The sequence below is a fragment of the Shewanella sp. 492 genome (assembly GCF_059338445.1).
The window spans coordinates 3,846,393-3,859,217 of sequence record NZ_CM181702.1 but is presented as its reverse complement, the minus strand read 5'-3'; the positions used below and the strand labels follow the sequence as shown (position 1 = coordinate 3,859,217).

The following is a 12,825-nucleotide window of genomic DNA, read 5'->3' as shown; positions in this document are numbered from 1 at the left end:
ACCTCTAAATTGATTGGGCTATTGCCTCAGAAAGCTGTTGTTTTTGTTCTGGCGTGTTGACGTTGACAAAGGCATTGGGCTGGTCAGAAAAATCGCAAACCGCACAGTTATGTTGAGCGTACCAGACATCAATTTTACGCTCGCCAGCATCTAAAAATGCCTTCATCGAACTGCGTAGCTCAGGCTTGATCAGTAACACCACGGGTTGTTCACGTTTGCCGTCACTGGCCACGGCCATGTCGGCCTGCTGAGCGTCAATAGCCGCTAGCATTCTTGCCGCTAAATCCTGGGGTAACAAAGGGCAATCGCAAGGCACCACTAATAGATAATCGGCCAAGGTATGGCCTAGTGCGGTGATCATGCCTGCCAAGGGGCCAAGATAGCCAGAGTCTTCATCGCTTAATACTTTGAAACCAAATTCAGCATACCGATTTTGGTTACGATTTGCGTTGATCAGGATCTCCTTAACTTGAGGTTTTATCCTGTCAATGGCGTGCTTGATCATAGGTTGGCCATTGAGTTCGACCAAACCTTTATCGTTACCGCCCATACGTCTTGCCATGCCGCCGGCAAGGATCACCGCATCAATTTGCTGTGACATAGTGTAATTCCTGCTTATGTTGGTTGAGTCCCACAATGGGCGATGCTGCTGCATCGGTAGCAATAATCTGTTGCTGTTCTATTTGCCAACTTTGTTCACACAGGCTGGTGAGTGAACAGCTTTGATGACTACTGATAAGCATACCTGTTCCCTGTGTTTTTAGGTCACTTATCATGGTCAATACTAATTGCTGTGACAGTTTGTCCATGTTAGAGGTGGGTTCATCTAACATCAATAATTTCGGCCGCATGACCCAAGCGCGTGCAATCGCCAAGCGCTGACGCTCGCCACCAGATAGGCTTGCAGCTTGCTGTTGCATGAGGGGGCCTAATTGTGCCATTTCGACGGCGGTGCGTGTTCGCTGCTGTATCTCTTGAGTCGAGAGCTCGCAAAAGGGTTGCACATAATTAAGGTTATAGGCAACGTTGCCATCGAACAGGTAAGGGTGCTGGTGTAAATACACGGCTTTGCCTAGCAAAGGGTTGCGGCGCCACCAAGGCGATGATGGAAATCCGTGGGCCTGTAGGTTGCCACTGGTCGGGGCTTGTAAGCCGGCAAATAGTTTCATTAAGGTGGTTTTACCCGAACCGTTATCACCTTGCAGGTGTACGGTTTGCTGCTGGGTAATGCTGAGGTTATCGAAACGATATAGCAGGCGGCTACCAAAACGCATTTCGATATTACTGGCCGTTACTTTAACCATAACTAGTGGCTCCTCGGCTCGGCTTTGCCTCTTAACGTGCCCAAGGTAAAGTTGAGTATTAAAGAGAGGATGAGTAATACCAGCCCCAAGGCAATGGCTTGGGCAAAATCGCCTTTACTGGTTTCCAGCGCGATAGCGGTGGGGATATTACGTGTGACACCAGCAATGTTACCGCCCACCATCATAGAACAACCCACTTCGGTCAAAATACGGCTAAAGGCAGCGACAATGGCCATCAATAACGGCACTTTCAATTCTCGGCAAATTTGCCACACAGAGCGTAGCCACGAGGCGCCTAAGGTGCGAGAGGTTTCCCATGCGCGTTTATCGACGCTGGTAAAAGCGGCTTGGCTCATGGCGATTAATACCGGAGCACAAATCATCATCTGTCCAAGGATCATCCCGGGTTGGGTAAACAGCCACCTCAAATCGCCCAGCGGCCCCATGCGAGTCAGTAATAAGTAAACCAATAAGCCAATAACCACGGTGGGGATAGATTGAATAGTTTGAATTAAATTGGTAGCAAACCAGCGGCCGGGGAAGGGGATAAATGCCAATAGGAAGCCTAAGATCAGTGACGGCAGCAGGGTAAACGCCAGCGCTGCAAAAGAGACTGAAAAAGAGACACTGACAATGGCCCATACATCAGGGTCCAATGAAAACAGCAGGCTTAACGCCTGCTGTATAAGGGCTAACCAGCCTTCACTCATTCGCTATATGTTGCCTTAAATAGTTGCTCACCATTGACGGTGTAGCTGTTAATCATATTTTGTGCATCCTTGCTGATTAACCAATCACTTAACGCCTTAGCTCCCTGATGGTTTAGATCGGGATATTTGGCAGGGTTAATCAGTACAATTTGATATGGATTGGCTAATGCTGCGCCACCATCGTAATCAATTGCTAGGTCAAGCTTGGCCTTATAAGCGACGTAAGTGCCGCGGTCAGATAAGGTGTAGGCCTGAAGTTCATTCGCCATTAGTAGGGTTTTGCCCATGCCTTGGCCAACTGAACGATAACCGTCGAAGTTAGGCTCAACGTTTGCCGCCTTCCACACGATAAGCTCTTTCATGTTGGTGCCAGAGTTATCACCACGCGACACGAAGGTTGCACCAGATTCGGCTATTTTAGCAAAGGCTTCTGCTGCTGTCTTACTGCTGCGGATCTTTGCTGGGTCATTTTTAGGGCCCAAGATCACAAAATCGTTTTCCATTATGCCACGAGGCATAACGCCATAGCCTTCTTCTACAAATTTAGCCTCGGCTGCTGGCGCGTGAGTCATTACGACATCGACATCACCTTGGCGTGCCAGTTTTAATGCTTTGCCGGTACCCGTAGCGATAACCTGTACTTTATAACCTGATTCAGCTTCAAATTTTGGCAGCAAGTTTTTCAGTAGGCCCGAGTTTTCGGTGCTGGTGGTGGTCGCCAGTTTAATCACTTCTTGTGCTTGTAGTGGTGATACGGTTAAGGCGCTAGCGATAACCGCCAGACTGAAAATGGATTTTAGGTTTAACATTGGTACTCCTTGGCATAGTGATAAGATGCGATTTGCCGCTCTCGCATATATTTGTTTTACAAAACAGTGATTAGTCAGCAAAAAAGGTGCCAATGCGGAATTTAAATAAAACATGTCTCAAGTCAGTTATAAAGTGTGAGACAGATCGCAAGGTCAATAAAATTTCAGCAGACATAATGTCCCAAAGTCATAGAACTCTGGTTCAGGGTGACCAATTCCCTGAGCTTTGATGCTAGAATCTGTTTAATGTGTGTCAAAATGTCCAAAAGAAGACAATATGAGCCAGCCAAATAAAGAGATGAAACCGTTACCGTCTGCCGTATCTGTGTTAATCGTTGACGATGAACCCGGAATGCGCAGTTTTTTAAAAAAAGCTCTGTCGAAGAAATTCGCCTTAGTAGAGACGGCTGGCAGTGTTGAAGATGCCGAACAGCTCCGCAGTCGCTGTCACTTTGATCTGTTAATTGTCGATATCCGTCTGCCGGGACGTTCAGGGATCGAATGGGATGAAGCCCTAAACGATAATGAGCGCCGCTCTGACATTATCTTTATGACAGGCTACGCCGATATGGATGTGGCGATAAAAGCACTGCGCGCCGGTGCCTCCGATTTTATTATGAAGCCGTTTCATCTAGAGCAGATGATGAAGGCTGTAGACCGCTGTATCGAGCGTCGCTTGCTTAAGCGTGAAAACCTGATGCTACGCCGCGAAGTCTCTATCGGTCAATCCTCAACCATTATTGGCAGCAGCGATGCCATGATGGAGGTGAAGCACGTGATTGAGCGGGTTGCACCGACCAATGCGGTGATCTTAATCGAAGGCGAATCGGGTACAGGCAAAGAGCTGGTGGCCAGACAGCTGCATCTCTTAAGTGGTCGTCAAGGGCCATTTGTGCCCGTTAACTGTGGCGCCATTGCCCCAGAACTACTTGAGAGCGAGCTATTTGGCCATGCTGCAGGTTCATTTACCGGGGCTAAAGGCAACCGTGAAGGGCTATTTAGTTTTGCTTCAGGCGGCACCATCTTCTTAGATGAAATAGGTGAGATGCCGCTAAAAATGCAGACCGCGTTATTGCGGGTGCTTGAGCAGCGCACTATCCGTCCGGTGGGCAGTGAAAAAGAGATCAAGATTGATGTGCGAGTGCTCGCGGCGACCAACCGTAAACTCGCCGACGAGGTTGAGGCGGGCAATTTTAGGCGCGATCTGTTTTATCGACTCAATGTGCTCGATATCGTCATTCCCCCATTACGCACGCGCCCAGAAGATGTGGTCGAGCTGACCCACCACTTTACTCGTCAACTGGCCGCCGAGCTTGGGGTTAAAGAGGTGGTGTGGAGCCATGAGGATATGTTGAAATTACAACAACATGAGTGGCCAGGAAATATACGCGAGCTGCGTAACATGATTGAGCGGTGTATTTTGCTGGGCAAGCCACCGGCAGAATATTGGAAGCAGCAACCTAAGTCAGAAATGTTAAACGAAGCCGGTTATCCGCTGAACTGGAGCCTAAAAGAAGTAGAAAAACATCACGTTACTGCTGTGGTGGATCTGCATCAAGGCAACAAATCGGCCGCCGCTCGCGATTTAGGCGTCTCTAGAAAAACCCTAGATCGTAAATACAAAGAGTGGTTTGACCAAGGCCAAGACGAGGCGGAGAGCTAAGGTGGCGTTTTTTCCTCGACTGTTTGGTGTTAACTGGCAGCAACTGCAGGCTAAAGTACGCTACCGAATTTTAGTATTAACCTTGCTGCCGATTTTATTGACCCTAGTCAGCCTAGTGTTTATTACCATCTATTGGAACATTAGCTACACGGGCAAGCAGCTGTTTATGAAGGTTAAAGCTGACCTCACCGTGGCGCGCAATACTTTGGATGCGGTGCAGGCTAAGCAAGAAGATCTGCTTAAACAGGTGATGGTGTCGTGGGAGTTTCAAAACGCCTTTCGCCAACTCGACCCCAAAGCGCCCATCTTAGCCGATGACATTAGCGCCTTGCTGGGGCAACAAAAGGCGGCGTTGCATCTCGATTTTTTGCGGCTTATCAGTGTTGCAGAGGCGGCTGCTGATCCCGACTTGCGCATGATGCTACCTAAAACCAACAATACAGCAGCTGTTTCTGGGCTGATGGTGCTTCCACCGCAGCGTTTAGCGCGCTTGGGCGAACAGCTTGACGCGGCAGCGGTGATCCCGCTTGTTGATACGCCACGCTCACAGAAACCCAGTAAGGTGGTAGAAAAGCGCGGCATGCTCAGTCGTAGCCTGTTACCCATTGTCGGTAACGATGGCACTGTTGGCTGGTATCTCGATGGCGGCATTTTGCTTAACCGAGATATGCGCATTGTCGACCATATTCGCGACTTGGTGTACGACAAAGGCACACTGCCAGAGCGCTCTATCGGTACCGTGACCATTTTTTTAGACAACATCCGTATCAGTACCAATGTACCATTGCATTTCTCGCCGCAAAACAGTGAGAAACAGGGGCGCGCGTTAGGCAGTTTAGTGTCTGAAGAGGTGCGCCAAAAAGTCTTGATTAATGGCCAGCTTTGGGTCGATAGGGCCTTTGTCTATAACGACTGGTTTATCTCGGCCTATGCGCCGTTGACCGATATTCGCGGCAAACGTATCGGCATGATCTACACCGGCTTTTCCGAATCGCCCTTTATTCATAATTATCTGCTTAATATTATCGAGCTCGGCACCATCTTAATGTTGGTCTTACTGGTGTCAGGCTTACTGGTATACCGCGGCGCCTATAGCTTATTACTGCCGATAGAGCGGATCCATCACGTGGTCAAAGCGGTGCAGTCGGGGCGTAATTTACGTATTGGTTCACTCGGGCTCGAGCAAGATAATGAGCTGTCGGATCTGGCTGAGCAATTTGATCGCATGCTCGATTTACTTCAGCGGCGTAATAGCCAAATTCAAGCGGCGGCCGAGCAGCTAGAAGTGAAAGTCGAAGAGCGCACCCGCAGCCTGCAAGAAAAAACCGAAGAACTACAGCGTAACGTGGCCTTGTTAAACGAGACGCGTCAGCAGTTGGTCACTAATGAGAAGTTAACCGCACTCGGCGAGCTAACAGCCGGTATTGCCCATGAGATCAATAATCCGACGGCGGTGATCTTAGGTAATATGGAGCTGCTTAAGTATGAGCTGGGCGATCAGGCGGCTGACGTTGAAGAAGAGATTGAGATAGTGATCCAACAGGTTGGCCGCATCAGTACCATTATTCGTAGTCTGTTGCAGTACAGTCGGCCCGGTGAATTTAATGCGCCGCTGGAGATGCATCAGCTGACGCCCATTATCGAAGAGATGCTGATTTTGGTGCGTCACTCGGTGCAGCAGCAGGAGGTGGTATTGATCCAAGAGCTTAACGCTAGCTATCCCATCGAGGTGAATCGGCCTCAATTGCTGCAGGTGTTGATCAATTTGGTCGTTAACGCTGCCCATGCAATGGACGGTCGTGGACGCATCAAGATCCGCACCTACGACTGGTTGCAACACGGTGAGCCTGTGGGGGTTAAAATTGAGATTGAAGATGAGGGCAAAGGCATTCCCGAGGAGCAGCTCGGACGGATTTTTGACCCCTTCTATACCACACGTAAAGATGGCACTGGCTTAGGCTTGTCACTCAGCTACGGTATTATTAAACGGATAGGTGGCACCATCGAGGTCAGCTCAATCTTAGGTAAGGGAACCCTGTTTACCATTGGTTTATACCATAAGGCCAAAGATGATCAATTAAATCCGCCTTATGGTGGGTTACATTTCTCCAGCAATATGACCAATAAAAATAGAGGCTAAACCCTATCAATACCAAAACGGCAGCCCTTGAGCTGCCGTTTTTATGGCTAAGGATAAAGGCCGATAAGGCTTATCATTAAAGTGATATGGGGGAGCGCTTAATTGCAGGTAAAAAAAAGCCGGAATAAAAATATTCCGGCGAAAAAGTACGTGAGCAATGTTAAGCATATAACCCAATCATTAAGCAGAGATGAAGTGCTAATTAAACTGAGCTTTGGAACGCATGCAAATGATAGTCATTATCATTTGGGTTGGCAAGTTATTTACGTGTAAATAACAACGCCATTGCGATCAATTTAATAACTTGTTTAAAAACAATTTATTATTGTCAACTTGCTCTTTGTTTGTCTGTAGGCCTACCACTTTATAACCTTGTTTAATCAGCATCTGCAGCATGCTAGTAAACTGGTTGTAGGTGTTAACCGCTATGCGCTCAAACCCGTGTGCTTTTGCCCAAGCCTCTTGATCGGCCAGTAAGGTTTTGGCCAGCCCTAGCTGTCTGTACTCGGGCAGTATGCCGCCAAACCAGCTATAAAATTGGCCTGGCTGTTCGCTGTAGCCTATTTTAAAGCCTGCTAATTCACCCTCAACACTCATCAGTTGAACCAACATAGGCTTATTGGTTAAGCGGGCGCGATAATCTTCAATAGTATAACGGCCATCAAATTCAGGGATTTGCTGAGCTAGGGTGATTAGCGTTTGCAATAAGTCATCGCTCAGGTCGCTATGACGGGCAATCGTCGTGGTGTACATCTTTAGATCTCCAGACAACAATGCCACCAAAGCGGCACTTGGAATTGATTAAAAAAGTGCCGCGATGATAGCCTAAAACAACTGGTCAGGCCAGTTCGTTGTGTGGTTTTGAGGCTAAAATCCGATCTTGCAGTACCTTGAGCAATACGCCATAGGCTGGCAGGAACAGACCTAAACTAACCATCAATTTAAAGCCGTAATCGACGGTGGCAATTTCGGGCCAGTGGGTAGCCATGAAAGTATCGCTAGAGGCGTAAAAAGCTACACTAAAAAACACTAAAGTATCAATAAGATTGCCTACAACGGTCGATGCCGCTGGTGCCACCCACCATGATTTTGTGCTTCTTAGTTTGGCAAATACGCGAATATCCATGAGCTGCCCCACCAAATAAGCGGCAAAGCTAGCAAAGGCGATGCGAAAGACAAAGCTATTGAATTCGGCTAACGACTGCGCGCCTTGAAAGCTGCCTTGATGAAACAATACCCCAATAAAATAGGAGATCACCAATGCCGGTAACATGGCTTTAAGGATGATTTGACGCGCATGCTGCTGGCCGAAAATCCGCACGGTTAAATCGGTCGCGAGATACACAAACGGAAAGCTAAACGCACCCCAAGTGGTGTGAAAGCCAAACAGTTGAAAAGGAAGTTGAACTAAGTAGTTACTGGCTGCAATGATCAGTATATGAAAACTGACTAACAGTAATAGAGCACGCTGCAATTGCGCGCGAGATAACATTAACATCTTGTGGCCTTTTTAGTCGGTTAATGCGGGGTGAGGGAACCCGCTAAGGTGAATCTTATCCATTGTGCATCGCCGTAAGTTTAGCGCTTATGACGACACCTTGCTTACGTACACTACTTAAGAACCCTTAAGTTATCAGAGTGACCAGCAGCAATGGGGTCTATCGATTTGGGCGGCAAATTATAGATAATTACTACCAATGTACAAGCATAATTGACGTTTTTAGCTGCATCAGGCCAGATATTCTGTGCTTACAGGGGGAAGCCTGCTTAGTATCGCTAGATAACGGCAGGCATTGAATACGATAGAGGTTAGGGTTGTTACACTTCGGTGAGTATCGACAGTATGGTCGCCAGTTTGTTTTCCAGCTCGCCCCATTCGGCGTCGGCCTCCGAGCCAGCCACAATGCCAGCACCTGCAAAAAGGTTGATTCTGCCTGGTTCAATCAAGGCGCTGCGAATGGCCACCGCAAACTCACTCTCATATTTGTTGAAGTAACCACAGGCGCCCGCATACCAACCGCGGGTGTACCCCTCGCGCTGGCGAATAAAATTAATCGCCGACTCTCTGGGTAAACCGCCTACCGCTGGGGTGGGGTGCAGGGCTAATAAAATCTGAAAATCGTTCACGCCTGGTTTGAGCTCGGCTCTGATCGCCCGGTGTAGATGTTGAATATGGCTAAGTTTAAATATCTTAGCGAGCTCATCGGCACCGACATAGTTACTCAGCGGCGTGAGCGCATCGACAATATGTTGGCGTACCAGTTGGTTTTCATGGCTGTTTTTACTGTCATCGATGAGCGCTTTGGCCAGCAGTGCATCTTCCTCTTCATTAAGGCCACGAGTGGTGGTACCCGCTAATGCTTCGGTAAACAACTCGCGCTGACAGCGGCGGTATAAGCGTTCGGGCGTGCAAGAGATATAGGCGCTGTCTGGACTAAACTGGAAGCCAAATTGAAAACTGTTTTGATTGCGCCCCTGCCAACTGGCGAGCAGCATCCAGGGATCGACTTTCTCGTTCACTTCCAGTTGAGTGAGCCGTGACAGCACCACTTTGGGGGTATCTTGAATAAATTTATCTTGGGTGACCTGATTGACCAGCTCACGCCAGCGCTGCTGATTGGGGCGATCGCTGCGACTGAGCAGGTGGATTTTATTGGGCGCCGATAAGGGCGCTGGCGGTGACAATTGCTGCAGTGCATCGAGCGCTAACTGACGCTCGCTTTCGATGTCATTAATTTCAATATTGAGATTAATTAATAACTTGTACTCATTACCGCTGCGGCGTAATTCGATACGAGGCAAGATAAAATGTGCCCGGCCATATTCTGGCCAGCAATCGGTATTACGATCGAACGCCACACCACCGTAGTAGCGGATCTCTGGATTGCTCGACAATGCGCGCTGCTGCTGATAGGCGGCACACAGCTGGCTGTCATCGACAGCATCTTCAAACATAAAATCTTTGCACGCCCCGACAGCTGCGACCTCTTGTTGGGTGTCACGCCCGCGCCAGTACACTTTGGGATAACACGACTGGCTCGCTAACCACGCAATAGAGGGCAAGGGAGCCACAGACACAGACAGCTGAATGATCGGCTCGCCGTACTGATGGATCTCCAGTTGCTCAAGTGTGCTAGTTAAGGATGCTATGGCTTGGGATAGCGAGAAAACGCTCAATAAATACTCCAGCTTTATCGATAAGTATCTTTGTTTGATGGCAACAATCGCCACCAATATGCAATGTAGAGACTTATGGTGTATTGCTAATAAGAATCTTTCCCACAACCTAATGTGCCGGTAAAAGACTGTCAAGTTACAGGGAGTTAAGCTGTGAACTTGTCCAAATATTGTTTATTTATATTTGGTTTATTGATAGATAAAAACTGCGTACTTTTGTCTTAAGTGATTTTCTTATTGGACAAAATGTCCACCGAGGGGGGAGTAAAGCACAGACAAAGTCGTAATTAGTCGATCTGGGTTGGTTTTTGTTTTTAGAGCGCTTGAGACCACTATCGTAACATTGAACAATGATGCGATTAGGTTACTCGGAGTGTTAATTAAAAATGTATAAAAATCAAAAAATAATCAAATTGTCGTTGGTCGCTCTTGCGGTGGGTAGCAGTCCTATGGTGTTGGCTGATAATGCCAATAGAACCCCTATTTTAGATGTGTCAGAAGTGATTGTGGTGACGGGCGAAAAGCCAACGGCGCAGCAGCAGAGCACGACCACATGGCGTATTACCGCCGATGAAATCCAAGCCTTAGGCGTACAGAGTCTCGATCAAGTACTTAAAAATGCCCCGGGTGTGTTTGTGCGCGTGGGTGGCCAAGGCACTCCGCGTGTCGATATTCGTGGTTTTAAAGCGCGCCATGTTATCTATCTCATTAATGGCGTGCCAGCAAATGGCGCCGAAGATGGTCAATTTGATCCTAGTGTGATCCCCGCGAGTCAAATCGCCTCAGTGACGGTATCGGTAGGCCCCACCTCTGTGTTGTATGGCCCGGGCGGTGCAGGCGGCGTGATCAACATTCGTACTAAAGAGGGCGATAACGCCCCCTTACTGTCGGGACACCTTGAAGGCGCCGACAATGATACTTTTGCCGGTGACCTGACCATGGCGGGTTCAGGGGCACAGTGGCAAGGATTGCTCTCGTTATCGAGACAGCAAACCGATGGCTGGCCTGTGTCTGGTGATCAACCTGATACGGCATTGCAACAGGGCGATACGCGCTTAAATTCTGCTAAAACGGTCAATAGCCTGTTCGGCCAAGGTTCATATTGGTTATCGGATCGTACCGAACTGATGGCGAACGTTAACTTGAGTGAGGGTGACTGGGGTAAGCCTGCGGTTGATGGCACCACGAGTCGTAACCCTAAATTTGAGCGGGTCGATGATTACCAGGCGCATACAGTTCAATTGGGCATGGCACATCAATTTAATGACAGATATACCCTACGTGGCTTTGCCTATCAAAACCAATCTGACGTGTTAGAAAATCGCTATGTCGATGACAACTATCAACTAATCGAGCAGCGTTTAGATGGTCGCTCAACAATGAGTGGTGCTAACGTGCAATTTATCGCCGACTTTAAGCATGGTCAGCTGCTAACAGGAGCAGTATTAGCCGAGCACCAAAGCTGGGAGTCGAGCAGCGACAGCTTTGATACCAGTGGCTCAGGTACGGGCGGCGGCAGTGGCTCAGGCACGGGTGGCGGCAGTGGTTCAGGCACGGGTGGCGGCAGTGGCTCAGGCTCGGGTGGCGGCAGTGGCTCAGGTACGGGCGGCGGTAGTGGCTCAGGCACGGGCGGTGGTAATGGCTCAGGTGGCGGCTCTGGGGAAACCTTTGATGATACTTCATGGATGTACACTGCGGCGCTCGAGTATCAGTATCAACACGATCACTTAGGTGCAACCGTCGGTGCAGCACTGCATCAACAAGATCGCGTGCAAGACGATGAAACCGATTATTCGGCGCAAGTGGCCGGTTATTGGCAGGTATTAGACGCGACGCGGGTGAACTTAGGGCTCGCGCGTAAAGTACGTTTCCCATCAATGCGTAATCTGTATGCGTTATCTTCAGGTAACGAAGCATTGCAAGCGGAAACTTCCGAGCATATCGAGCTGAGTGTCGATCAAGGTTTGGGGTATAACACCGACTTGAATATCGCTGGGTTCTACACCGATGCCGACAACTATATTGCTAAAGATAAGGATGGCGTATACCAAAACATGGGGCGCTATCAGTTCACCGGCGTCGATGTGGCACTGAGTAACCACAGCATTGATAAGCTAGCCGTGACCTTTGCCTATAGCTTCCTCGATAGCGAAGATAAAGACGCAGCTCCTGGGCTAGCAACCTTAGAGTATCGTCCGCGTCATCAATTAAGGCTGCAAGCCGATTACGAGCTGCCTTTCGCTACACGTATCAATATTAATATTGAGCACATAATGGGGCAGGTGTTTCAACAGCAGCAAAAGGTCGCGGGACAGAAGGTGTTGGTTGAGCAAGATTTAGCTGACTATACCTTGGTGGATCTCAACTTAATTCAACCCATCATGGGGGATAACTTATCTGTGTATCTGCGTGCCAGTAATTTGCTTGACGAACATTACTACCAGAGTGAGGCGTTACCTCAAGCGGGTAGACAGGTGTTCTTAGGCATTAACTGGCAGATCTAGACGGCAGATATAGACTGAGTGTTCTGATGCAGCTACTTCAATTGCGACAAATCAGTTTTCATTATCAAACAGCGGCTAAGCCGCTGTTTGATAATCTTGATTTTACTATCAAGGCCGGTGATTGCCAGATGATCCACGGCCATACTGGCTCAGGTAAATCGACCCTGTTAAAACTGATCTTAGGCGTGATGGAACGTCCCTTTGTGGGCGATCGCCATTGCGCGTCGCCGCTGTGCTTAGGTGTCGTGATGCAAGATCCCAATGTGCAATTGCTGCGACAAACCCTAGGCGCCGAGGTGGCATTTGCATTGGAAAACTTAGGGGTGGCAGCGCAAGATATGCATGCCCAAGTCAGCCAAGCCCTGCGTAACGTCGGGCTGTTTATTAGCTTAGAAACCCCCATAGAGACCCTGTCGTTAGGACAAAGATACCGTTTAATGATTGCGGCGCAGTTAGTACTGCAACCCGATATATTACTGCTCGATGAGCCGTGGGCGCAGCTCGATAATCAAGGGGTA

The 12,825-nt window shown here is 48.7% G+C and carries 10 protein-coding genes and 1 pseudogene; 4 read left to right on the top strand and 7 right to left on the bottom strand.

Features of this window, described 5'->3' with window-relative positions:
* Positions 1-4 precede the first annotated feature (4 nt).
* From mobA to AC5YBX_RS16950, 4 genes are read right to left on the bottom strand one after another with little or no spacing between them, the layout of a single operon-like run.
* Entirely contained in the window at positions 5-601 is a 597-nt protein-coding gene (gene mobA / locus AC5YBX_RS16965) for a molybdenum cofactor guanylyltransferase MobA (RefSeq protein ID WP_475515248.1), read from the bottom strand.
* Entirely contained in the window at positions 585-1,304 is a 720-nt protein-coding gene (locus AC5YBX_RS16960; protein ID WP_475515247.1) for an ABC transporter ATP-binding protein, read from the bottom strand. The genes mobA and AC5YBX_RS16960 overlap by 17 nt, the downstream gene beginning before the upstream one ends.
* 2 nt (positions 1,305-1,306) lie before the next feature.
* Complete coding sequence (locus AC5YBX_RS16955) at positions 1,307-2,014, bottom strand: ABC transporter permease (RefSeq protein ID WP_475515246.1); 708 nt, start codon at positions 2,012-2,014, stop codon at positions 1,307-1,309.
* Positions 2,011-2,823: an ABC transporter substrate-binding protein gene (locus AC5YBX_RS16950; protein WP_475515245.1), complete on the bottom strand. Its 813-nt coding sequence runs from the start codon at positions 2,821-2,823 to the stop codon at positions 2,011-2,013. The genes AC5YBX_RS16955 and AC5YBX_RS16950 overlap by 4 nt, the downstream gene beginning before the upstream one ends.
* A gap of 277 nt (positions 2,824-3,100) precedes the next feature.
* On the opposite strand from AC5YBX_RS16950, the gene AC5YBX_RS16945 reads away from it, so the two are divergent.
* Both AC5YBX_RS16945 and AC5YBX_RS16940 read left to right on the top strand, forming a co-directional pair.
* Positions 3,101-4,486, top strand: coding sequence for a sigma-54-dependent transcriptional regulator (locus AC5YBX_RS16945; protein ID WP_494520560.1), 1,386 nt, complete (start codon positions 3,101-3,103; stop codon positions 4,484-4,486).
* A 1-nt stretch (position 4,487) separates the two neighbouring features.
* Positions 4,488-6,626: a sensor histidine kinase gene (locus tag AC5YBX_RS16940; protein WP_494520561.1), complete on the top strand. Its 2,139-nt coding sequence runs from the start codon at positions 4,488-4,490 to the stop codon at positions 6,624-6,626.
* A gap of 291 nt (positions 6,627-6,917) precedes the next feature.
* On the opposite strand, the gene AC5YBX_RS16935 is transcribed toward AC5YBX_RS16940, so the two are convergent.
* The 3 genes from AC5YBX_RS16935 to AC5YBX_RS16925 all read right to left on the bottom strand — a co-directional run bounded on the left by AC5YBX_RS16935 (position 6,918) and on the right by AC5YBX_RS16925 (position 9,803).
* Positions 6,918-7,379 (bottom strand): GNAT family N-acetyltransferase, encoded by a 462-nt coding sequence (locus tag AC5YBX_RS16935; RefSeq protein WP_494524130.1) that lies wholly within the window; start codon positions 7,377-7,379, stop codon positions 6,918-6,920.
* A gap of 85 nt (positions 7,380-7,464) precedes the next feature.
* Entirely contained in the window at positions 7,465-8,124 is a 660-nt protein-coding gene (locus AC5YBX_RS16930; protein WP_494524129.1) for a 7-cyano-7-deazaguanine/7-aminomethyl-7-deazaguanine transporter, read from the bottom strand.
* Between the two features lie 320 nt (positions 8,125-8,444).
* The gene (locus tag AC5YBX_RS16925) at positions 8,445-9,803 is read right to left on the bottom strand and encodes an isochorismate synthase (protein WP_494524128.1); all 1,359 of its coding nucleotides are present in this window, start codon (positions 9,801-9,803) and stop codon (positions 8,445-8,447) included.
* A gap of 386 nt (positions 9,804-10,189) precedes the next feature.
* Between AC5YBX_RS16925 and AC5YBX_RS16920 the strand changes: the two genes are divergently transcribed.
* Positions 10,190-12,307 (top strand): TonB-dependent receptor, encoded by a 2,118-nt coding sequence (locus AC5YBX_RS16920; RefSeq protein WP_494524127.1) that lies wholly within the window; start codon positions 10,190-10,192, stop codon positions 12,305-12,307.
* Between the two features lie 26 nt (positions 12,308-12,333).
* A pseudogene (locus tag AC5YBX_RS16915) lies at positions 12,334-12,789 on the top strand (ABC transporter ATP-binding protein); the annotation flags it as partial.
* Positions 12,790-12,825 lie beyond the last annotated feature (36 nt).